Source organism: Thermodesulfobium narugense DSM 14796 (assembly GCF_000212395.1).
GTDB classification, from domain to species: Bacteria; Thermodesulfobiota; Thermodesulfobiia; order Thermodesulfobiales; family Thermodesulfobiaceae; genus Thermodesulfobium; species Thermodesulfobium narugense.
The window spans coordinates 1,260,730-1,283,225 of record NC_015499.1 but is presented as its reverse complement, the minus strand read 5'-3'; the positions used below and the strand labels follow the sequence as shown (position 1 = coordinate 1,283,225).

Below are 22,496 nucleotides of genomic sequence, written 5' to 3'. Positions count from 1 at the left end.
AATGCTAATTGATAGTGTTAACGTTTCATATTTAGATGAATTGCTGTGTCAAGTGGAGAGAATTAGACAAATTGTAGAAGAAAAAAATTTTGAAAATCCATACCAAATTATCAATGAGATTAGAAATATCTTTGAGGGATTGGATAACATATTCTATGAAAAGGATAGAGCGAATAATGACTTATTAAAACTTAATAATACTAAAGATAGTTGCTGGAATTGGATTTCAGGCTGGCTTTCGTCAATGAGAGCCTCTTGTCCAGTGCCAAGAAAACAAAATTCAAATGAGATTTTTTATAAGCCTGAAATTTTGAAAAGGGCTATGCTTAGATTTATTGATAAATCAAAGGGTTACAAAGTAAGAAAATATATCCCATTAAGCTTTTTTGTTGATTCTGTTAAGTTTTTGATAAATAAGGGGTTTAGCCAATTTGATCTATTTTTGCTAAAATTTGAAGATAGGGTGGGATATTTTTTGGCATTCCTTGAACTTTACAAAAATAATATAATAGAGTTAAAACAGAAAAAAAATTTTATTATTTTCAAAAGTGAAAGACTTTAAGAATATTATTGAAGCAATTATTTTTCAAAATGTAAAGCCTATTAAGTTAGAGAATATTTCAAAAACTTTGGGGATAGAACCAGAAAAGGTTAAAAATTTAATAAATCAGTTAAATGATGAATATAAAGACAGAAGTTTTAAAATATACAGTAATTCAAAGGGATATTTTTTTGGTATCAAACCGGAGTTTAAAGAGTTTGTTTTGAGTGAGAAAGACAATAAAAGATTATCAAAATCTATGTTGGAGGTTTTAGCTATAATTGCATACAACCAACCAATAAGTGCAAGTGGTGTATCGAAAATAAGAGGTTTAAGAAGTGAAAAGCAGGTGATGAAACTTTTCGAAAACGGTTTCATTAAAATTCTATCTTTTAACAATGCTCCCATCAAGCAACCTCTTTTCGGGGTAAGCACAAAGTTTTTTGACTTTTTTGGCTTGAGTTCTTTAGACGAATTACCGCCTATTGAAGATTTAAATTTGAGGAGCTAAAGATGAATAATAATTCTGAGTTTCCAAAATTGTTTAGAGAAATAAGAGAGCAAAAAGGCGTGTCCATTGAAGAGCTAGCTGAACAAACTAAGATATTTTCTTACTATTTAAAAATGTTTGAAGAGGGAAAAAAAGAAAAGTTTCCACCCTATCCTATTTCTAAAGGTTATTTAAAAGCTGTTGCTAGAGAGCTTGATGTCGATCCAAATATAATTTTAAAGTCCTTTGATGAGTTTGTTCAAGAGAAAAAAGAAATTGCTGCTCAAGAAACTGTTTCGATCTCAAAAGAAAAAAGAGAAAAAATAATAAAGGAAAGAAATATTAAATCTATTAAATACATAGTAGTATTTATTTTAATTATTGCAATTTTTTCTCTTTCAATATATTTGGTTCATCAAATGATTGCTAAGAGAAACTTTGTAGCAAATAAGGTACCAAATAATGCTGTTACCCAAGAAAAATCTAATAATATAGAGAAGGCTAACAATGTCATTAGTTCCCAAAAGACTATTTATTTGAAATTTATTGGAAAGTCTTGGGTACTTGTCAAAGATAAGGATAAGGTTTTGTTTGAAGGTATTATTAATCCAGGAGAAGAAAAGACTTTTACAACTAGTGGTATTCTTAATATAACTCTAGGCAATGCAGGAGGGGTCGAAATTTCAAAAGACGGCAAAAGTTGGGTTAAAGCTGGTAATGTAGGAGAAGTTGTAGAACTGACCGAATGATTAAAACTAGATATATATTGCCAGTTTCTTTAGGTTGTCCAAAAAATGAGGTGGATTTACAGTATTTATTGGGCAAATTTGAAACTTATAATTGTTTTTTAACTTTTGATCTGAACGTGGCTGATTATGTTCTTATAAACACTTGCTCTTTTATTAGAAAGGCAAAACAGGAAGCAATTTCGACTATATTAGATTTAATTGAAAATAAAAAAAATTTCAAATACAAAATTATAGTAGGTGGCTGTTTAGTTTCTTTATATAAGGAATCACTAATTGAACTTTTTCCAGAAGTTAATGCTTTTTTGGAACCAGGAAAATCTTTTGGTAAAGAAATATTTGAGTATTTGGATAAAAACGAGATTTACAATAATTTTGAGAATGAATTTTGTAACGATAATGAAAATAGAAGATTTTTTATAGAAAGGCCATATGAATATCTTAAAATTGCTGATGGTTGTTCTAGAAAGTGTTCTTATTGTCTTATCCCAAAAATAAGAGGTCCATATTATAGCTATGACAGAAAATTTTTGCTAGAACAGGCTAAAGATCTTGCTCTAAAAGGGAAAAGAGAGATCATACTTGTTGCTCAAGACGTTACTTATTATGGCTTGGATAGAAAGGACTCTTTATTTAAATTGTTAGAAGGACTTGAAGCTATTGAAGAAATCAAATGGATAAGGCTAATGTATCTTTATCCAGATTTGTTAAATAAAGATATAATTAAATTTGTTTCTGAATCTAGGAAAGTATTACCTTATTTTGATATCCCTATGCAACATGCAAGCGAAAAAGTTTTGAGATATATGAGAAGAAATCCTGATAGCGAAAAATTTCTGAGGCTGATAGATAGTATTAGAGAAAATATTCCTGACTCTGTAATAAGATCTACTTTTATTGTAGGGCATCCTGGAGAAGATGAGAAGGAATTTGATAAGTTAGTTAATTTTTTAGAAAAAATCAAACTTAATTGGGCCGGGTTTTTCTCATATTCAAGGGAAGAAGATACCCTTTCTTATTCTATGGATAATCAAGTTAAGTATGTGGAAAAGAAAAATAGACTAAAAATTATACAAAGTATTCAACAAAATATTACATTAAAATGGCGTCAATCATTGGTAGGAAAAAGTTTTGAAGTGTTAGTAGAAAACGATCTTAACAAGTATAATGTTGGCAGAAGTTTTATGGAAGCACCAGATATTGATTCCTTTATAAGGTTTAGAGGTAGTGAAAAAGTAGAAATTGGAGATTTTGTCAGGATATTAATTACAAAAAATAAAGGCTTCAAATTAGAAGGGGAGTTAATAGAGTGAAGGTTGCTCTCTTATGTATAGGTTCTGAATTAACTGTTGGCGCAATTTCTGAAACTAACTCTAATATTCTTTCTTCAAAACTTGAAAAATATGGGCATGAAATAGAAACCATAATTATTGTTCCAGATGATCTTGCTGTAATATCGGCTCAAATTCAATATCTTTGTGAACACTATGATTATATTTTTGTATCTGGTGGTTTAGGAAATACGTTTGACGATATTACCAGAGAAGCTGTGTCTAATTTTACAAAATTGCCTCTTAAAAAAAATCTTGATTTGCCAGAGAAGATGGCTTATACGATTTCAGATGCACAAGTTTTTTCAAATAAAGTTGGCTTAGCACCGGGCATGATAGTTGATTTTAACGATAAGAAGATAATACTTCTTCCTGGAGTCCCTGCAGAATTTGATTATTTGCTTGATGAGATTTTGGAAAAGTTGTTTTTAGAAAAAATAAGTAATTTGTATGTATATTTTTATCACTTACTTCTTAGATTTGAGAGATCTGTTGAAAAAGAACTGCCGGATGAATTACTAAATGACTATGAAGTTTTTTTGACTATATTAGGCTTAGATAGTGAAGTATTGCTTATTCTAAGAACTGACTCTGAGAAGAAAGCTAAATATTGGGACAAAAGGTTGAGGAAAATTTTTAAAGATTGCCTTTACTATGCTGGTACGACGCGGTCAAATTTTGAAACAGAGATTTGCAAAATTCTTAAAATGAAAGGTCAGACTTTAAGCGTTGCAGAATCTTGTACTGGAGGTCTGCTTTCATCAAGGTTAGCTGTAATACCTGGGGTTAGTAGTGTTTATTTGGGAACTATTGTTACTTATAGTATTGATTCAAAAAAGAAATTGTGTGGCTTTTCTGGAAATACAGTTTCGCCTGAGGCAGCCCTCTCTATCGCTAAAGCTTCAAAAGATTTTTTTGATAGCGATTGGGCTATTGGAGTAGTTTGTTATGCTGGGCCTGAGGGAGATAATGTCGGCCAATCGTATATATCAATAGTTGGAGATAAAACTTACTCTTTTGAAAAGGCTTTTAAGGGAGGTAGAAACTTTATTTTAAAAAGAGTATCTTCTTTTGCTTTGGCAAACTTTTTGGAGGTAATTAGCAAAAGGTGAGACTGTTTATTGCTTACAAGATTCACAATAAAGATGCCAAAGATATTTATCTTAACGTAATGAATTGTGAAGCGTTTAAAAAACATAAAATTGTTGACTCCAAAAACTATCACATTACTTTTAAGTTTTTAGGAGAAACAAAATTAGATATTCAATTAATTTCAGAAAGACTTTTGGAATCGCTCTATAACGTAAAAAGGTTTAGCTTTTTTTTCTCAAATGAGATTGGATATATGCCATCAAGGCATAACCCGAAGCTTGCTTATTTGAAAATATATGAAAAGGATAGTAAATTTGAAGAAGTTTTTAGAAATGTTGACCTAGGTATGAGCAATTTAGGATTTGAAATGGAGAAAAGAGAGTTTAAACCTCATCTTACATTAGTTAGATTTAGAGAAGCCTTGTTAGATGATGACATTTTCCCGATTTATTTTAAAGGAAAGAGTAGAACTGAATCAATCATGGATAAGGTTAGTTTATTTCAGAGTATTTTGATGCCTGATGGACCTATCTACAAGGAGGTGTTCTCGGTTAAGCTATGAACGAAAAAGAAATGAGCCTTATTGAACATCTCAACGATTTAAGGAAAACTCTAATAATAGGTTTAGGCTCGTGGTTTGTTGGAATAATAATAGCTTGGTTTTTTAAAGACAAAGTTTTGACCTACATTAGTTCAAGTCTTCCTAAAGGTACTCTCGTTTATTTTTCACCACTTGAAATGTTTACTACTGATTTGAAATTATCTATGATATTAGGATTTATAATTATGTCGCCCATTATTTTTTATAGCATATGGTGGTTTCTTGCACCTGGACTTTATGAAAATGAACAAAAATTTGTAAAGAGATGGATGCCTGTAATGGTCATTCTTTTCTTTATAGGAACACTCTTTTCATCTAAAATAATTTTGCCATTTGTTTTAAATTTTTTTATTTTCCATTCTACGAGTTATGCGGTTGCTAAGCTTTCAATAGCAAAGTTTATATCTTTTTATTTTTTAACAATAGTTTTTTTTGGACTTATGTTTCAATTGCCACTAGTTTTATCTTTATTGATATTGCTAAATATTGTTTCTTATCCAACATTAAAGAAATTAAGGAAGTTTTTTTATATTTTAATCTTCTTGTTTATAGGCTTTATTAGTCCTCCTGATTTATTTTCACAAGGTATTATGTTTATTCCTTTAATGCTACTCTTTGAAATTGGTATGTTTATTTCATCAAAATTGAAGCCTATGAAATTTTAGACTATGGATAGAAGAAAATATCCATTTCCTATTCTTGCTGTTAGCGGTCTATTGATAAGAGATAATAAGATACTTCTGGTAAAAAGAAAGAGCCCTCCCTCGATTGGACGTTGGTCTTTGCCAGGTGGGGTCGTAGAAAAGGGTGAAAAGTTAAACGACGCTATAAAAAGAGAATTTTTCGAAGAAACATCTCTTAGTGTTGAAGTTGTTAAATTACTGACGGTTTATGAAAAAATTGATCTTCAAGAAGATAAAATAGGTTATCATTATGTAATATTATTGTTCTTATTAAGCCTTAAAGGTGGATCTTTAAAGGCGAATGACGATGCTCAGGAAGCGTGTTTTTTCTCAAAAAATGAGATACTAAAGCTTAATTTGACTGATGGTTTAATAGATGTATTGAACAGCGCTCTTGAAAAGATTTAGTCTTCTATTTTTGGTAATATCCTGATCATAGCCTTAAAGGTATTTAGCAAGTGTTTGTCCATAGCTTTCTTTGCGGAAGATGGATCTTTTTTCTTCATAGCGTCTAATATTTCCGTATGTTCTCGCAAAACTTGTTCGTAGTCCCATGATTTTGTTAAAGCTTTTATTCCGGATAAGTTCATAACGTCTCTGATATCTTCTAAAAATCTTACTACATATCTATTTTTGGTTAGTTCTGCAATAGTGCTGTGAAATTCTCTATCTAGATCTACGAAACCTACATAATTTTTCTTGGATATTCTTTTTCTTGCATTAATTATTATTTTTTCAAGTTTGGAAAAATCTATATCTGACTTTACTCTTGCTAATTTTTCTGCTGAGAAGCTTTCTAAAAGTCTTCTTATTTCAAAAATTTCTTTCAAATCAAACCTGTTTAAACTGCCAATTAATATGCCTTCTCTAGGAATTACAGTTACCAGTCCTTCTTTTTCTAATTTCAAAATAGCTTCTCTAATAGGAGTTCTGCTCATATTAAATCTTTCAGCGAGTCCTCTTTCTGTTTCTAATTCTCCTACTTTTATTTTTCCAAGAAATATATGTTTTTTTAATTTTTCGTAAGCTTCATCGGAAAGAAGATGTTTTCTTCTTTTATAGCTCTTTGGCATACTAACTGGTCCTCCACAGGATTTTATTTTTGGTTTAAAATGATTATAACATGATTAGAAAATTTAAAAAGAAAAAAACAGTTAATTTAAAACAATTCGCAAGAGATATTTCAGACCAATTAAAAAATAAGACTGATAATCCCTTTTTGGAATCTAAAATTATTTTATCACATTTTTTAGAAATTGATATAAAAGATTTGTATTTATTTGACAACATAGAAATTGATATGGATAAGATAAATTCAATTTATGAGGCAATTGAATTAAGGTTAAAAAATAAACCACTTGAATATATAATTGGATATAAACCCTTTAGACTTTTAAAATTAAAAGTAAATGAAGATGTATTAATACCAAGAAATGAAACGGAAGAAATAATTGATATAATAAAAAAGTTCTTTCCTCGAGCGAAAACTTTTTTAGATATTGGAACTGGTTCAGGTGCAATTGCATTATCATTAGTAAGAGAAATTGAGAATTCTTTTTGCGTTGCAACTGATATATCTGAGAGAGCTCTAATGGTTGCCAAAGAAAACGCAAAGGAAAATAATTTGGAAAATAAAGTTTCTTTTGAGCTTGCTGATCTTTTTCCTTTAGAAAAGAAAATGTTTGACGTTATTGTTTCTAATCCTCCATATATTGACATTAGCAATACAAAGCTTTCATTAATTAGTAAGGAGATTTATTTTGAACCAAAAATTGCACTTTTTGCAGAAAATAAAGGTTTATACTTTTATGAAAAAATCTTATCAAAAGCTAAGGATTTTCTTCTTTTTGATGGTGGTTTAGTATTTGAAGTGGGTTTCAATCAAGCAAAGGAAGTTGTTGAAATAGGAGAAGCCAACAACTTTAGTTGCTTTAGTTTAAAAGATTTGTATGGAGTTGAGCGCTTTGTTGTATGTAGAGCTAAAATGATAAAATAGACATATGTTTACTTGTAAATTAGAGAATAGAATATTAATTCAAAAATTTTATTTAACTTTAGGGGGTTAATCCTTGTATAGAGTTGAGGTTTGGTTTAAAGAAGGAGTTTTTGATGCTGAAGCAGAAAGCGTTCTTAGACAAATTGTTTCAATTGGTGTAGAAAGTGTTCACGATGTTAAAATTGCAAGAGTTTACAATATTGAAGGAGATTTCAATCAAAATGAAATAGAAGACATTGCAAAGAATTTATTAATTGATCCAGTAGTTGAAACGTATTTTTTGGGAAAGCAAGAAAGAAAAGGAGAAGATGTAGAAATAACATTTAATCCTGGAGTTATGGACCCAGCTGAAGAACCCATAAAAAGAGGTATTAGGACTTTAGGTTACAACAGCATAAAAGCTTGTAGAACGTCTAAAAGATATATCTTCACTGGTGAGTCGATATCAAAAAAGGATATTAATAAGATCTGCGAAAAAGTCTTAATGAATAAACTAATCCAACACGTTGTAAAAGGCAAAGAAAAGATCTTATTAGATTTACCATCCTTTAAGTTTAAAAAAATTATTATTCCTATAAGGAACTTAACAGATCAAGAATTAAAACAGTTGTCTATCAAGAGAGGCTTAAGTCTTGATTTGAACGAAATGAAAATTATTAAAAATTATTTTATAAAAGAAGATAGAGATCCAACTGATGTTGAACTAGAAACTATTGCCCAAAGTTGGTCTGAGCATTGCATACATAAAACTTTTAAATCTGAGGTTGAATTTGAAGGTAAGATACTTCCTTCAATGTTTTCTTTAATTAAAGATGCTACCAATAAACTGAAAGTTAAAAAGCCATATTTGGTTTCAGTTTTTGATGACAACTCTGGCGTCATAAGTTTTAACGACGATTGGTGCTTGTGTTTTAAAGTAGAAACTCATAATCACCCTTCTGCTTTAGAACCATATGGAGGTGCCGCTACAGGTATTGGCGGTGTAGTTAGGGATATTATGGGTACGGGACTATCCGCTAAACCTATTGCAAATACTGATGTTTTTTGTTTTGGTAATATTGATGTGTCACAGGAAGAATTACCGAAGGGAACGCTGCATCCAAAAAGAATTTTGGAAGGAGTTTTTAGAGGCGTTAGGGACTACGGAAACAGAATAGGTGTTCCAACTGTAAATGGTGCAGTTTTGTTTCATGATGATTATCTAGGAAATCCTTTAGTTTTTTGTGGCTCTGTAGGAATTGTTCCAAAAAAGTTTGCTCTTAAGGGAAGACAAGAACCTGGCGATTTGATTCTTTTGGTTGGTGGCAGAACAGGTAGGGATGGAATTCATGGTGTAAATTTTGCATCGGTAGAGCTTTCGGAAGAATCTGAAGTAGTTTCTTCTGGAGCAGTACAAATTGGCGACCCTTTTACTGAAAAGAAACTTATAGATACGATACTAAAAGTACGTGATATGGGTTACATAAAAAGAATTACTGACTGTGGTGGTGGTGGACTTTCTAGTGCAGTGGGAGAAATGGGAGAGGAAACTGGAGTAGAAGTGTATTTAGATAAAGTTCCTTTGAAATATCAAGGTCTAAATTACTTTGAAATATGGATATCAGAATCTCAAGAGAGAATGGTCCTGGCTATAGCTGAAAAGGATAAGGATAAAGTATTAAAAATTTTTGAATCTGAAGACGTTGAAGCAACAGTGATTGGAAAATTTACTAATGATAAAAGGCTAAAGCTTTATTATGAAAACTTTGAGGTATCAAATATCTCTAATGATTTCTTGTTTAATGGCTGGAAAGAAGCTAGTGAGAAAATTTTGGCACAAAGACCCACTTTGGTTTCTCAGACTAATGATTATAATGAAAATATCACAGATTTTTCTGAAGCTTTACATAAAATATTATCTTCATACAACATTTGTTCTAAAGAAAAGTTTATATCTGGCTATGACTTTGAGGTTCAAGGAATGAGCGTAATAAAACCTTTAATTGGGTTATATAGAGATGGTCCTTCTGACGCTGCTGTTTTGAGGCCTTTTTGGGATGACAAAAGAGGTTTTGCAATTTCAAATGGAATTAATCCTTTTTATGGTTTGAAAGATCCTTACTGGATGAGTGCATCTGCTATAGAAGAAGCTCTTAGACAGCTTGTTTGTGTTGGAGCTGATATAACACAGGCTGCTATTTTAGATAATTTTGCCTGGGGATCACCTAAAAAACCAGAAAACGTGTGGAGTCTTTATGAATCGGTAAAAGCCTGTCATGATTTTTCTTTAGAATTTGAAGTTCCGTTTATATCAGGTAAGGATAGCCTATACAACGAGTTTACTTATCATGAAAGAGTTATATCTGTGCCCCCAACCTTGTTGATATCTGCTATTGCTATTGTTAAGGATGTAGAAAAGACTATAACGTCTGACTTTAAAGGTCCTGGCAACATGGTATATCTTTTGGGTAAAACTTATAACGAATTGGGTGGCTCACAGTTTATGAAAGTAATGTTTGGTTCTAACGATGGTAATGTTCCAAAAGTTTATGCAAAGGATTCTATGTCACTAATGAAAAGGCTTTCAAAGGCTATTGAACTTGGCTTGGTAGATTCATGTCACGATCTCTCTGATGGAGGTTTGGCAGTTTGTATTTCTGAGATGAGCTTCTCTGGCAATTTTGGTGTAAGAATTCAATTGAAGGATGTCGTTTGTGGCGAATCAATAAACAAAGATGAAATTATTTTGTTTTCTGAGTCAAATGGAAGATTTTTGGTAGAAGTTAAGCCAGAGAATCAAGAAAAATTTGAAAGGGTTATGGAAGATTCTACATATTCTATAATTGGAAAAACATGTGAAGAACCTTATCTTACAATAAAAGGTTTGTCAGGAGAGACCATAGTTAAAGAAAACATATATGCGTTAAAAGAATCCTGGAGAAGTCCTCTCTTGCCAGACTATTTAAAGAAAAAAACTCCTCACTCTTTTAGTAAAAAATCTTTTCCAATTCCAAATATAGTTTTGAACAAAAAACCAAAAGCTTTGGTGTTAAAAGCTTCTGGTGCAAACTGTGATTCAGAAACAGTTCTTGCACTTGAAAACAGTGGTGCTGAGGTTGACTCATTTCACATCAATAGAATTATTAAGAAAGAGGTAAAATTTGCTGATTATAGAATTCTGGTTTTACCAGGTGGCTTTACATATGGAGATTATATTTCAGCAGGAAAGATAATGGCTGTAGAATTTTCAAAAATTTTTAATGACGTTGTTAAAAGTAATGACAAAATGCTTATTGTTGGAATTTGTAATGGTTTTCAAGTTCTTGTAAAAACTGGGATTTTACCTGGATTAGAAGAGGGCAACTTTAAGCAAAACGTTACTTTGACTTATAATACTTCTGGAGAATTTCAATGCGAGTGGGTGAATATAAAAGTTTTAGATAATAGATGTATTTTTGTACCCAAGGAGTTTTCTGAGATTGAATTGCCAATAGCGCATGCTGAAGGAAGATTTTATGCAAAATCAGACGTTTTAGAAAAGATTTTCAAAAACAAACAGGTAGTTTTTGCTTATGATAAATACAATCCAAATGACTCAAAGGAAAATATTGCTGGTATTACCGATAAGAGTGGCAGAATATTAGGGCTTATGCCTCATCCAGAAAGAAATTTTATATTAACTCATCATCCATATAAAATTAACAGAAACTATGGCTCTTTACTTTTTAATAAGTTAGTAAGCGTGGCTAATGAAATTTAAGCTTTTTTCGTGTTGCCGTTTTTAAAGAATTTATTGTAAATATGAATGAATTCTTCGTAAGAAGGTCCAAAGATAACAATTAAGATTGCTGGTAAAAATGGAGGTATAGCCCATATCCAATATACAGGCCACAAAATTATAGTTGCTATAATAAATAATATTAAATAATACGTTATATGAGCTCTTGTTACTTTTTGCCTTCTCATCCTTTTCATATCATAAGATTATACAATAAAAATTTATTGGAGGTTAAAAATTGCTTAAAAAGGTTTTGATATTGTTTTTGCTATTAAGTTTTGCTTTTTCGACATTTAATTTGGAAATTGCCTTTTCAAAAGCTGGTGGTGGCAAAAGTTTCGGTACTACAGGAACGCATAGTTATTCAGCAGGAAATAAATATGTTTCTCCAAATTTAAATACACCTAAAACTACTCCTACTGTTAATCCGAACAGCAATCAAAGTCAACCCTCTTTTCTTAGAAATTTTTTGAGCGGTTTTGCAGGTGCTCTGGCTTCAATTGCACTGTTTTCAATTTTGGGTAGTTTGTTTGGTTTTAGTGGGCCAAATGGCTCTCTTGCTGGCTTTTTTCTGATAATAATTATTGCTTTTTTATTGATATATTTGGTTAACTCTTTTGCAAAAAGAAGATTTGAACGTGATAAAAATTATAATGTGGATTCTTTGAATAAAGAGCAATATAACACATCTAGTATTTATAATGATAGTTTTCAAGGAGTAAAGCTGGGATCTATTCAAGCAAAAATGGACGTAGATAGAGGATTAAAAGAGATAGAAAGAGCTTTCCCTTCCTTTTCTGAGGAAGATTTGAGATCTAAAATTAAAGAAATATTTGTGAATATTCAGAAAGCCTGGTCGGAGAAAAATTTTACTATGCTAAGAAATTTAACTACTAATGAGATGTTTTTAAATTTTCAGAAACAAATTGAAGAACTTAACAAGAACGGTATTACCAATTTTGTAGAAAATATATCAGTTAAAAGAATGGATTTAGTAGATGCATGGATGGAAGATGAGAAAATATATGTAACTTATAAAATTGAGGCTACAATGACGGATTATGATGTGGATGTGAACGATAACATTCTCAGAGGAAATAAAGATAAATTAATTGATTTCCAAGAACTCTGGAGTTTTGTCTCAAAAGACTCAATAAAGTGGGAACTCTCAGCTATAAATCAATTGTAATATTAATTTTATTACACTAGATTATTAAAAAACTTTATTGCATCTATTTTTAATTTATTTTATAATAAAACTTTGTCGGGGCGTAGCGCAGGGGTAGCGCACTCCTTTGGGGTGGGAGAGGTCGGTGGTTCAAGTCCACTCGCCCCGACCATATTTTAGAAAAAAAGGATCTAAGATATTTTCTAATTGTTAAATATGGATCTTTTAAAAATATTCGCATTTATAATGTTTTTGTGTTAGAATACTTAATATATTCATTAGAAAGGTGGGGTTATTTTGATAAATAGATACTTATCCTTTATAGCGTTTATAATATTAAGTGCTTTTATATTGACTGGAATTTCATATTCAAAGGGAGGAGTGCCTACTGTAGGTAATAATAATCCAGGGAAGTTTGAAATTTTTGAAAAGAATAGCAATCATGGCCAGGAAATTAAAGATATAAACATGGAAAAAAATCAAGAAAAAAAAGAAATCCAAAATGAATATAAAAACGAAATTCAGGAGAAAAACGAAATTAAAAATAGTGGTGGCTCAGAAGAAGAGACTATAAACGAGCAAAATCAGATTGAACAATTAAAGCAGGAGAAAAAGGATATTAATAAAGAATATACTAATGAACTTAAGGCAAATGGCAAAGAAAATAAACAGTAATTCTAATCATGCTTAACTATGTCAATTCATGATGCAATTTTATTTGCTCGTATTGAAAATAAAGTTAGATGTCTTGTTTGTCCAAGACTTTGTACTTTGTCGGAGGGAGAAACTGGCTACTGTGGTGTAAGAAAGAATTTATCAGGAGAATTAAAAACTCTAATTTATTCTATTGTTTCCTCTGCCGCTGTAGATCCTATTGAAAAAAAACCACTTTTTCATTTTTTCCCGGGAAGTAGGGTTTTTTCTGTTGGCACGTTTGGTTGCAACTTTAGGTGCTTAGGATGCCAAAATTGGCAGATAGCCTGTTCTGAGCCAATTGGTGGAGAAGAAATATCTCCTGAATATCTTTTGGAATTAGCAAAAAGATATTCGTGTAGAGGTGTAGCATGGACTTACAATGAGCCAACTATCTGGATAGAATACGTTTTAGATTCTGCAAAGATAATTAAAAAAAATGGTCTTTATACTGTAATGGTCACTAATGGTTATATTACGTTAAAAGCTCTTGATACTATAGCAGAGTATATTGATGCATACAGAGTTGATCTGAAAGGTATAAGGGGAAAATACTATCGAGAAGCTGCTAATGTAGAAGATATAAAGCCAATTTTACTTGCTATAAAAGCTGCCAAGTTTAAGTATAATTGTCATATAGAAATAGTTACTAACGTAGTACCTGGCTACAACGATTCTTCTGAAGAAATATTTGAGACAGCAAGTTGGATCAAGGACGAGTTAGGAGAAGATACTCCATGGCATATTACAAGATTTTTTCCTCAATATGAACTTTCAGGTTTGATACCAACCCCTGTAGAAAAATTAAATGAGGCTTATAAAATAGCTAAAAGGGTAGGATTAAATTTTGTTTATACTGGCAATCTATCTGGGGGAAAGGAAAATACATATTGTCCAACATGTGGCGAGCTATTAATTGAAAGAAAAGGATACGAAATAGTACAAAACAAGCTGAAAAATAATCTATGTCCAAAATGCGGGACAAAGATTAATATAAAGGGCATAGATTATGTTTAAAGATAGGCTTGAAGCTGCACAGCTTCTTTCTAAAAAGATTAAAGATACTTTACCCGATATTACAGACGTTATTGTTTTGGCTATACCAAGAGGTGGAATTGTAATAGGCGCTCAGGTTGCTAAATTTTTTGGGTGGGATTTAGATATCACAATACCTAGAAAACTGGGTGCACCTGGAAATCCCGAGCTAGCTATTGGGGCAATAGGCGAACATGGCGGCTTAGTGATAAACGAAAGGGCATACAAGCTCTTGGGAATTGAAAAGGATTATCTCGATAAAGTAATAGAGAGAGAAAAAAGAGAAATTGAAAGAAGAAGCAATCTTTATAGAACAAAGAGATTCGATTACAAGGGTAAAAATCTTATTATTGTTGATGATGGGATAGCTACAGGTTCCACAGTTATTGCAAGCATAAGAGGATTGAGAACTTTTGAACCAAAATCAATTATTGTTGCAGTCCCAGTTTTGCCTTATGAAACAATTGATCTAATAAAAAAAGAGGCTGATATTCTAATTTATTTAATGGCACCAAAAGAGTTTTGGGCTGTTGGTCAATTTTATGCAGATTTCGGAGAGGTAAAGGATGAAGAAGTAATAAAAATTTTAAAGGAATTTTCTAAAGATATTAAAGAACGATAGAGTTAAAATAATTGAAGAAATTAAAATGAAAAGCTTTTCTTCTTTTGATGATATTTTTGAATAAAGCGTTTTATATCTCTTAATTTTAAAATCATAAAACAAAACTCCTGCTTTATTAGCGGGTAAAATTTCCATAATATCACCATTTGAGTTAATAAATGCAGATGGCCCGGTATTTGCTGCTCTAATTATTGGTATTCCGAATTCGATGGCTCTAAATCTTGATATGTTCAGATGTTCTATGGGTTCAATTGTATTTTTAAACCATCCATCATTAGAAGCTACTACTAATAGGTTTATTTTACTATTTTTTAACCTTTTGTAAATAAGATTAGGAAGAGTGTCCTCAAAACATATTAGAAAACCTATGTAAAGATCCCTATATTCAAAGGATTTAGGATTTTTACCTTCCTTAAAGTTGCCAAGTTGAGGCAAAAATTTATCTAGAAAACTAAGACTTTTTGGTATTGGATTAAATTCTCCAAAGGGTACAAGATGTTCCTTTTCATAAACTAGTCTTTTTTCATTTTTATTGAGAAAATATATGGAATTGTAATATGAATCATCTTTGCAGTAGATAGAACCTATTAAAGAAGGCTGATTTGGTGTTATTATGCTCTCTTTATTCAAACAAGTTCTAAATATAACTTCGGGAGTTACTATTAGGCTGTTTGGGTATTGTTTTGCCTGGTCAAATAAATCTATATATTGTTTGTTAATAAGTTTTTCATAATTTTCGTTGTATAAAAAAATTGGTCTGAAATTTCCTTGTAAGATAGTAAATTCTTGATTTTTGGTGTCGTGGTAGTTTGAATATAAAAAATTAATAGCAGTTCCTGCTATGATAAGAAAACTCAATAAATAAAGTGCTTTTGAAATATTTTTTTTGCTTGAAAAAAGCATATTGATGTAAAAGATTAAAAAAGTTAGTCCTGTAACTCCAATAAGACTTGCAATGTACATAAAAGGCGTATCTACTAGAAAATATCCGGGAGTTTCTAATCCAAAGGCAAATGTACCAGAGTTTCTTAATATTTCTGAAGAAGTTAAAAAAATAGGTAATGAAATAGTGTATAATTTTCTAGGTATGTTCTTTTCAATTTTTTTCCAAACTATAATTGGTAAAAACCAAAAAAGAGATAGATATAAGGACATTAAAACAATAATATGTATTCCAAATATTGAGAACCATGTAGTACTTATTAGAAAGTATAAAAAAAAATTAAAATATAAAAGAAAAGAATTTTTCTTATTAAGTTCTAAGTTTCTTATGATATAAAAAAGAGGTGATAAAAAAAAGAAAATTAAGATATTATTATCAAAGTAATGTAAGGTTGTTGCTGCAAAAATTGTTGTCAAAATAGTTAAAAGCCAGAAATTTTTTTTTGTTATATCAACAAACAAGGAGGTGAGCCTTATGAACTTAAGGTTGCTGTGGTCAGGATTTTGTTCTCTCATATTTTTTATTATAGGGTATTCAGTTGTAAAAATGTCGCTTTTTGATTCTATTTTTCCCTGGCAAGAGAAGTCAATAGGCACTTTGTCATTTTTTTTTATTCCCCTTTTACTTGCACTTATAGGTTTTTTACTTGCTTTTGTCTTTTGGAACAAGCTCTTTAGTTATTTGAAGCTTCTTTTAAATAAAATTACTTCTTTTTCTCTTTTCGATATCTTTATACCTGTACTCGGACTCTTGTTAGGCTTAATTATCTCTTTACTTATAACTTGGCCACTTTCTTTTTTACCATTGATAGGAGTGATAAAACTTATTCCGCTCTTATTTAACCTTGTTCTAGGGTTTTTAGGAGTTTATTTGGCATTAAAGAAAAAAAGAGATATAGAAAATGCTTTTAAGCTGTTTTCTAAATTTTATCAAAAAGCTTCTTCTTTAATTCTTGGTATGAGCGACAGACAACATGTAAAAGAAGGTGTTCATCTAGATGGAAATTCTAAAATAATTGATACAAGCGTAATTATTGATGGTAGAATTCAAGACATATGGCGAACTGGTTTTTTGGAAGGGAAGATAATTATACCTTCTTTTGTAATTAAAGAGGTTCAACAGTTATCTGATTCTACTGATCCCATGAAAAGAGCGCGGGGGAAGAGGGCTTTAGAAATTTTAAATTCTTTCAAAGAGGAGGCAAAGGATTCTATTATTATAGAAGAGATCGATTATAAAGGGTTAAATGGCGTGGATGAAAAACTGATAAAGTATGCTCAGGGCGTACCAAATTCAAGTATCATTACAAACGATTATAATTTAAACCAGGTTGCATCTTTAATGAATATAAAGGTTTTAAATATTAACGATTTGGCGAATGCAGTGAAGGCAGTAGTGCTTCCTGGAGAAGAAATTTCTATTCAAATAGTTAGGGAAGGAAAGACTCCAGGTCAAGGAGTGGGATATTTGGATGATGGAACAATGGTTGTAATAGAAGATGGAAAAAATTATATAAATTCTCAAGTTAATATTACAATAACAAGTGTGTTGCAAACATCATCTGGAAGAATTGTATTTGGGAGAATTCTTTCTTGAGTATTTGGGCTGTGATAGTAGCTGCAGGTAAGGGTGAGAGATTTGGTTCTTACAAACCTTTGGTAAAGATAGGCGATAAATATATGCTTGAGTATTCTGTTGAAACTATTTCAAAAAATAGTAAAATAGAAGGAATCGTAGTTGTTTGTCTATCTAATTATATCCAGACTGTTAGAGAACTCTTAAAGAAATATGATCTGGTTAAATATGTCGTCCCTGGTGGGAAACTTAGACAAGATAGTGTGAGAAAGGGTTTATTGAAGGTCCCTGAGAGTGTTGAATTTATTTTGGTTCATGACGCTGCAAGACCGTTTGTAAGCGCTGATATTATTGAAAGATCAATAGATGCTGCCATCCAAAATGGCTCTTGTGTAGTATGTGTTGGTGTAAATGATACTGTCAAGAGAGTAGAAGATGGTTTTATAAAAGAAACTCTTGATAGAGATTCTATCTTCTTAGCACAAACTCCTCAAATCTTTAGAAGAAAAGAACTGCTTGAAGCATTTGAGAATGCTGCCTCAAAGCGTCTAATCTTTACTGATGAATCTTCTTTAATGGAATTTTATGGTATAAGGCCATTTGTTGTATTGGGAGATAAATCTAATATAAAAGTTACGTATCCTAACGATCTAGAATTGGTTAAAAATTTTATAAATAGCAACGTTGATTTTAAAAATTTATCTGAAAGAGTTTATGAAGATGAAAAGATAAGAAGGATGCAAAATTATTTTATAGGTATAGGAGAGGACATTCATCCATTTGATAAAGAGAGACCTTTGTATCTTGGAGGAGTACTTATACCCTTTGAAAAAGGCCTAAAAGGGCACTCTGATGCTGACGTATTGCTGCATGCACTAATTGACGCTCTTTTAGGAGCAGCTGGTTTGGATGATATTGGGACTTTGTTTCCCGACACCGATCCGAAATATCATGGTATTTCAAGTTTGACTTTGCTTCAGAAAGTTTCAACGCTTGTTTATGCTAGAGGCTTTAAGATTCAGAATATAGACATGATAGTGTTTGCTGAGAAGCCTAAAATCAGTCCATTTAAACATGAAATAATTTCTGTTATTTCAAATGCGCTAAATATTGATAAAATAAAAGTTAATCTCAAGGGGAAAACATCTGAAGGTTTAGGATTTTTAGGTAGAGAAGAAGGTATACTTGCTAAAGCTGTTGTTCTTTTGAAAAAAGAGGAGAATTGATGATGATAATTGTTTGCATTTTGATACTGGTTGCAATTTTGGTATTATCTTTCTTTGCAGTTCTGGAAATTAGATTCAGAAGGCTTCCAGAAACTTCTGTACAGTTAAGTTTCGATTCAACTAAAGTGGATTTTTTCAATGACGAAAAATATTATTATTTGCCATTTTCAATTGATAACGTATCGGAAATTATAGCTATCGTACACGAAGTAAGTTGTATTTTATTAGAACCGAAAACAAGAGTTTTGGATGTAGTATCGGTGGGTTATCCAGTAGAAAATTATTTTAAAACTTCTTTGCTACCTCCAAAGAGCGGAGTGCCTATATTGGTTTTGTTGCCGAAGGAATTCCTTCAAGAAGGAAAATTGCAGTTTCATATAAAATATTCTGGCAGAAGAGATATGTCAATGCATTTGTCAAAATTTCACTTTAATTTTTCTAACAATCTTTTAAGGGGAGCAGTTGTTTATGAGAAATCGTATACCAATTAAAACTCATATTTTAGGGCCAGAGGATAATATTGTTGACGTAATAAAAAAATATGCCGAAGATAAGATAGATAAAGATACAATTGTAGTAATTGCAGAAAGTCCGCTTGCTATTACTCAGGGCCGTTTTTACTATCCTGATTATATTAAAATAGGTTACTTTGCCAAGAGACTGTGCCTTTTTTTTCCACAGATAGGTAGTTTGGCATCTCCCTTTGCAATGCAGCTTCTAATTAATGAGGTAGGACTTTTTAGAGTTTTGATCTCCTTTATAATAGGTTCGCTACTTAAGGTTTTTGGCAAAAAGGGAATATTTTATAAATTGTGTGGCAAACAGTCTGCTCTAATAGATGATACTGCGGGTACTATTCAACCGTATGACAAAGTTATTGTAATGGGACCAAGGGATCCAGACAAAACTGCAGAAGAAATAAGTCAATTTCTAGGCGGTGTGAGAGTTGCTATAGTTGATGCGAACGATCTTGGGGTAGCATGGGTGGTGGGCTGTTCAAAAGGCGTTGATCCTAGGGAAATTGAGGATATGATGAAAGATAATCCTGCTGGTAATGCAGATGAACAAACACCAATAGTTCTAATAAAGTAAGAATTTATTTTATCTTTTTTGCGAAGATAAGATATCCTGTGTGGCCGATCATAATATCTTCAGGTCTAAGTCTGTTTGGATTTATTTTATATTTTCTGTGAAAGATTTCTACTATTTCATCAACCAAAAAGTTGTTTGATTCCAGTTCATTTATTGACTGATTTACTTGGTTTGTAGTTGGTACTATCAAGCCAAAATTTCCACCTCCTTTAAGAGCCTTATTTGCTTTTTCAAAATAAAACCATGGCTCTTTTAAGTCCATAAAGAAGGAATCAAAAAAATTTTCATAATTTGAGTTGATGAAATCTTCATTCACAAAGGTTATATTTTGAAGTTTGCTAAATTTCTCAATATTTTTTCTTGCATTATTTAAAAAATCTAAATTTTTTTCAAATGTTATTACTCTTCCTTTTTCTGAAACTAATTCTGAAAAAATTAGTGTCAGAGATCCAGAACCAGTGCCTGCCTCGCCCACTACTTTGCCATTCCTTATATCCAGTTTTAAGATTATATATCCAGCTTCTTTTGGGTATACTATTTGAGTTTGTCTTTTGATTCCATACATTATGTAGTCATGTATGGTAGGTTTAAAAATATGATATTTTAGTCCATCTGAAGCAGTAATAACCTCCCCTTCTTCTAAGTTGATGGTGTCTTCTGGATTAATATATCCACCTTGTAGTTGAATTTTTTGTTTGCTGTTAAACTGAAAAATCTTTTTGAACCCCTTTTTGTTTGTTGCTTCAAGTAGTTCTTCTTCGTTAATGTCCATTTTTCACCTTCTATATTTTGATTTTATCTTACACAGGAAGCACATGTCGTCATTATAAGTTTGATAGTGACAGATTTTGCATTCTTTTGGTTCTTCTATAGTTTTCTTAAAGATATTGTTCTTAATATTTTCTATGTATTGTAAATAAAAAAAGGATTTTGTACCAGGCATATATTTATCAATTTCATTTAATATATTTTTGAAAAATACAGATTTAGCTTCCTTAGAATAAGGACATCTCTCAACAACGTATTCAATTTTGGAAACTTTTGCAAAAAAGCTCATTTCTTCATCTGTTATGCGAATCAAGGGCTTCACTTTTTTAGGCATAAATTGATTGCCTTCTAATATTGGGCCTTGTTTCTTTAGATATTCAACGTGCCAATGCAATAGGTTGCCAAGTAAAAAAGCCGTCTCGTCATCAAGATTGTGGCCAGTAACAATTGTGTTGTAAGAATTCCTACTTGCATAGGTAGAAAGTATGTATCGCTTTATTTTGCCGCAAAAGGAACAAATGGGCTTTTTATATATTTTTAATGCCTTGAAAAAATCTATGTCTAAATAATTGTTTGCTTCAATATATATTGGTTTTTCGTCTAATTTTTTTGCACAACTTTTAACTATTTCTAAAGACTTTTCTGAATATTCACCAAAGGGCATTATTATGTGAAGAGCTTTTACGTTAAATCCAAGTCCTTTTAAGATAAACCAGAGCCCAAGACTGTCTTTGCCTCCTGAAACAGCAAGCAGCAAGGTATCTTCTTTTTTAAACATATTGAAATGTTTTATGACCCTTTGTGTTTGGTAAATGATATGTTCTTTGAAATGCTCTTCGCAGAGCTTAAGGTTGTGTCTAGGAAGATTTATTACTGCGTCTTTTTTACATACTGTACATTTCATGTGGTATTGTGTTTTTATAATATTTTCCTCCTTATTTATTAAAACTTATTATTGTATATTATTTTAACAATAATTTATGACGTAGTTAGTAAGCTATGGGGAATATTCTTAATTTTAGTTAACTTTTAAAAATTCTGAAAATAATATACTAATTTTCATTTTTATGAATAAAGTATGTTTTCTTTGAACTTTATAAAAAGCGATTATTTAGATAAATATTTAAATCTGTTTCTTGCTAGTTTAGATTATAATATATATTTATGTGGTTTTTTATTTATAAAAGTTTTTAAGTTCTTTCTAAATTTTTAAGGAAGGGTCTATTTTTTAAAATGTCTATTTTTGGACTCTTAAACTTATTTGTAGTTTATATTGTGTGGAGCAGTACTTATCTTGCCATAAGAATAGCTGTAACAGGTGGTTTTGAGCCTTTTACTCTTGGAGCAGTAAGATTATTTTGTGCTGCACTGATCTTGTTTTCAATTCTTTTGGTAAGAAAAATGAATCTGAGATTGAACTTCTATGAATTTAAAGTGATATTTTCTACCAGTATGTTGATGTGGGTTTTTGGAAACGGATTGATTATGTGGGCTGAACAAAATGCAGCTTCTGGTTTGACGGCTTTGATCTTAGGAGTTACACCTATATTAGCATCATTTTTGGACTCAATTTTTACAAAAAAGATGCCTTCATTAATGTCAATAATATCTTTGTTGCTCGGATTTGTTGGAGTATTTTGTTTATTTATTCCTAAAATATCTAATTTTTCTTTTATCGACATATTTTCTTACTTTTTGGTATTTCTTTCTGCTCTGTGCTGGGCGTGTGGTGCAATAATTCAGAGAAATTTTACTTTAGATATGTCTGTTTTAACAGTTAGTTTTTATCAAAATGTATTTGCATCATTAGGTTTTTTTCTTTTAAGCCTGGTTTTTCACGAAAGCTATAGTTTACCAGGTTTAAATGCAATTTTTGCATGTGCATATTTAGTAGTGTTTGGTTCTGTACTGGCATTTACTGCTTATATAAATGCCGTAAAGCTTTTGCCTATAAATATATCTATGACCTATGCATACGTTAATCCTGTCCTTGCTTTATTTTTGGGGCACGTTATCTTAAATGAGGAGATAAATAATTATACAATTATAGGTGCAATATTAATAATTCTTGGGATACTTGGAGTTTTTAAAGATCAAATTAGTAATAAAAAGTGAAAATATTGTGTTAATTAGATAT

The 22,496-nt window shown here is 31.1% G+C and carries 24 protein-coding genes, 1 tRNA gene and 1 pseudogene; 20 read left to right on the top strand and 6 right to left on the bottom strand.

What is annotated here, in order from left to right; translation table 11 throughout:
- Nucleotide 1 precedes the first annotated feature (1 nt).
- From THENA_RS06380 to THENA_RS06345, 8 genes are read left to right on the top strand one after another with little or no spacing between them, the layout of a single operon-like run.
- Nucleotides 2-562 carry a chromosome segregation and condensation protein ScpA gene (locus THENA_RS06380; protein WP_013756583.1) on the top strand — a complete coding sequence of 187 codons (561 nt, stop codon included), beginning with the start codon at nt 2-4 and terminating at the stop codon, nt 560-562.
- Nucleotides 549-1,052 carry an SMC-Scp complex subunit ScpB gene (gene scpB / locus THENA_RS06375; RefSeq protein ID WP_013756582.1) on the top strand — a complete coding sequence of 168 codons (504 nt, stop codon included), beginning with the start codon at nt 549-551 and terminating at the stop codon, nt 1,050-1,052. The genes THENA_RS06380 and scpB overlap by 14 nt, the downstream gene beginning before the upstream one ends.
- Nucleotides 1,053-1,054: 2 nt before the next feature.
- On the top strand, nt 1,055-1,780 hold the full coding sequence (locus tag THENA_RS06370; RefSeq protein WP_013756581.1) for a helix-turn-helix domain-containing protein: 726 nt from the start codon (nt 1,055-1,057) through the stop codon (nt 1,778-1,780).
- Nucleotides 1,777-3,090: a 30S ribosomal protein S12 methylthiotransferase RimO gene (gene rimO / locus THENA_RS06365; RefSeq protein WP_013756580.1), complete on the top strand. Its 1,314-nt coding sequence runs from the start codon at nt 1,777-1,779 to the stop codon at nt 3,088-3,090. Before THENA_RS06370 ends, rimO begins: the two co-directional genes overlap by 4 nt.
- Nucleotides 3,087-4,220, top strand: coding sequence for a CinA family protein (locus tag THENA_RS06360; protein WP_013756579.1), 1,134 nt, complete (start codon nt 3,087-3,089; stop codon nt 4,218-4,220). The genes rimO and THENA_RS06360 overlap by 4 nt, the downstream gene beginning before the upstream one ends.
- Nucleotides 4,217-4,762 (top strand): RNA 2',3'-cyclic phosphodiesterase, encoded by a 546-nt coding sequence (thpR, locus tag THENA_RS06355; RefSeq protein WP_013756578.1) that lies wholly within the window; start codon nt 4,217-4,219, stop codon nt 4,760-4,762. The genes THENA_RS06360 and thpR overlap by 4 nt, the downstream gene beginning before the upstream one ends.
- Nucleotides 4,759-5,466 carry a twin-arginine translocase subunit TatC gene (gene tatC / locus THENA_RS06350; RefSeq protein ID WP_013756577.1) on the top strand — a complete coding sequence of 236 codons (708 nt, stop codon included), beginning with the start codon at nt 4,759-4,761 and terminating at the stop codon, nt 5,464-5,466. Before thpR ends, tatC begins: the two co-directional genes overlap by 4 nt.
- 3 nt (nt 5,467-5,469) lie before the next feature.
- Entirely contained in the window at nt 5,470-5,892 is a 423-nt protein-coding gene (locus THENA_RS06345; RefSeq protein ID WP_013756576.1) for an NUDIX hydrolase, read from the top strand.
- On the opposite strand, the gene THENA_RS06340 is transcribed toward THENA_RS06345, so the two are convergent.
- Nucleotides 5,889-6,557: a GntR family transcriptional regulator gene (locus tag THENA_RS06340; protein ID WP_013756575.1), complete on the bottom strand. Its 669-nt coding sequence runs from the start codon at nt 6,555-6,557 to the stop codon at nt 5,889-5,891. The genes THENA_RS06345 and THENA_RS06340 overlap by 4 nt on opposite strands.
- 50 nt (nt 6,558-6,607) lie before the next feature.
- Here THENA_RS06340 and prmC point away from each other — a divergent pair, with 50 nt between their 5' ends.
- Both prmC and purL read left to right on the top strand, forming a co-directional pair.
- A complete protein-coding gene (gene prmC / locus THENA_RS06335) occupies nt 6,608-7,480 on the top strand; it encodes a peptide chain release factor N(5)-glutamine methyltransferase (protein ID WP_013756574.1) in 873 nt (290 codons plus the stop codon).
- A gap of 73 nt (nt 7,481-7,553) precedes the next feature.
- The gene (gene purL, locus THENA_RS06330; RefSeq protein WP_013756573.1) at nt 7,554-11,219 is read left to right on the top strand and encodes a phosphoribosylformylglycinamidine synthase subunit PurL; all 3,666 of its coding nucleotides are present in this window, start codon (nt 7,554-7,556) and stop codon (nt 11,217-11,219) included.
- On the opposite strand, the gene THENA_RS06325 is transcribed toward purL, so the two are convergent.
- Nucleotides 11,216-11,425: a hypothetical protein gene (locus THENA_RS06325; RefSeq protein ID WP_041437965.1), complete on the bottom strand. Its 210-nt coding sequence runs from the start codon at nt 11,423-11,425 to the stop codon at nt 11,216-11,218. The two genes, purL and THENA_RS06325, sit on opposite strands and share 4 nt — an antisense overlap.
- Before the next feature lie 50 nt (nt 11,426-11,475).
- Here THENA_RS06325 and THENA_RS06320 point away from each other — a divergent pair, with 50 nt between their 5' ends.
- From THENA_RS06320 to THENA_RS06300, 5 genes are all read left to right on the top strand, one after another.
- Complete coding sequence (locus THENA_RS06320) at nt 11,476-12,426, top strand: Tim44 domain-containing protein (protein WP_013756572.1); 951 nt, start codon at nt 11,476-11,478, stop codon at nt 12,424-12,426.
- Between the two features lie 76 nt (nt 12,427-12,502).
- Nucleotides 12,503-12,577, top strand: a tRNA-Pro gene (locus tag THENA_RS06315).
- Nucleotides 12,578-12,702: 125 nt separating this feature from the next.
- Nucleotides 12,703-13,080 (top strand): hypothetical protein, encoded by a 378-nt coding sequence (locus THENA_RS06310; protein WP_013756571.1) that lies wholly within the window; start codon nt 12,703-12,705, stop codon nt 13,078-13,080.
- A gap of 18 nt (nt 13,081-13,098) precedes the next feature.
- Entirely contained in the window at nt 13,099-14,115 is a 1,017-nt protein-coding gene (amrS, locus tag THENA_RS06305) for an AmmeMemoRadiSam system radical SAM enzyme (RefSeq protein ID WP_013756570.1), read from the top strand.
- A complete protein-coding gene (locus THENA_RS06300; protein ID WP_013756569.1) occupies nt 14,108-14,755 on the top strand; it encodes a phosphoribosyltransferase in 648 nt (215 codons plus the stop codon). The genes amrS and THENA_RS06300 overlap by 8 nt, the downstream gene beginning before the upstream one ends.
- On the opposite strand, the gene lnt is transcribed toward THENA_RS06300, so the two are convergent.
- On the bottom strand, nt 14,720-16,213 hold the full coding sequence (lnt, locus tag THENA_RS06295; protein ID WP_154645331.1) for an apolipoprotein N-acyltransferase: 1,494 nt from the start codon (nt 16,211-16,213) through the stop codon (nt 14,720-14,722). The two genes, THENA_RS06300 and lnt, sit on opposite strands and share 36 nt — an antisense overlap.
- Between lnt and THENA_RS06290 the strand changes: the two genes are divergently transcribed.
- Genes THENA_RS06290 through THENA_RS06275 form a run of 4 tightly spaced genes read left to right on the top strand, consistent with a single transcriptional unit; the run spans nt 16,173 to nt 19,591 of the window.
- Nucleotides 16,173-17,294, top strand: a complete 1,122-nt coding sequence (locus tag THENA_RS06290) for a PIN/TRAM domain-containing protein (protein WP_013756567.1) — start codon at nt 16,173-16,175, stop codon at nt 17,292-17,294. The genes lnt and THENA_RS06290 overlap by 41 nt on opposite strands.
- A complete protein-coding gene (gene ispD, locus THENA_RS10215) occupies nt 17,291-18,499 on the top strand; it encodes a 2-C-methyl-D-erythritol 4-phosphate cytidylyltransferase (protein WP_013756566.1) in 1,209 nt (402 codons plus the stop codon). Before THENA_RS06290 ends, ispD begins: the two co-directional genes overlap by 4 nt.
- Nucleotides 18,499-18,990 carry a hypothetical protein gene (locus THENA_RS06280; protein ID WP_013756565.1) on the top strand — a complete coding sequence of 164 codons (492 nt, stop codon included), beginning with the start codon at nt 18,499-18,501 and terminating at the stop codon, nt 18,988-18,990. The genes ispD and THENA_RS06280 overlap by 1 nt, the downstream gene beginning before the upstream one ends.
- Nucleotides 18,968-19,591: a coenzyme F420-0:L-glutamate ligase gene (locus tag THENA_RS06275; RefSeq protein ID WP_013756564.1), complete on the top strand. Its 624-nt coding sequence runs from the start codon at nt 18,968-18,970 to the stop codon at nt 19,589-19,591. Before THENA_RS06280 ends, THENA_RS06275 begins: the two co-directional genes overlap by 23 nt.
- A gap of 4 nt (nt 19,592-19,595) precedes the next feature.
- Here THENA_RS06275 and THENA_RS06270 read toward each other — a convergent pair whose 3' ends face one another.
- The 3 genes and pseudogenes from THENA_RS06270 to THENA_RS10260 form a co-directional block, all read right to left on the bottom strand.
- On the bottom strand, nt 19,596-20,363 hold the full coding sequence (locus THENA_RS06270; RefSeq protein ID WP_013756563.1) for a tRNA (adenine-N1)-methyltransferase: 768 nt from the start codon (nt 20,361-20,363) through the stop codon (nt 19,596-19,598).
- Nucleotides 20,364-20,366: 3 nt separating this feature from the next.
- Nucleotides 20,367-21,137, bottom strand: coding sequence for an ATP-binding protein (locus tag THENA_RS06265; protein ID WP_169309423.1), 771 nt, complete (start codon nt 21,135-21,137; stop codon nt 20,367-20,369).
- A 57-nt stretch (nt 21,138-21,194) separates the two neighbouring features.
- A pseudogene (locus tag THENA_RS10260) lies at nt 21,195-21,263 on the bottom strand (hypothetical protein); the annotation flags it as partial.
- A gap of 329 nt (nt 21,264-21,592) precedes the next feature.
- Here THENA_RS10260 and THENA_RS06260 point away from each other — a divergent pair.
- Nucleotides 21,593-22,474, top strand: a complete 882-nt coding sequence (locus THENA_RS06260; RefSeq protein WP_013756561.1) for a DMT family transporter — start codon at nt 21,593-21,595, stop codon at nt 22,472-22,474.
- Nucleotides 22,475-22,496: the final 22 nt, after the last annotated feature.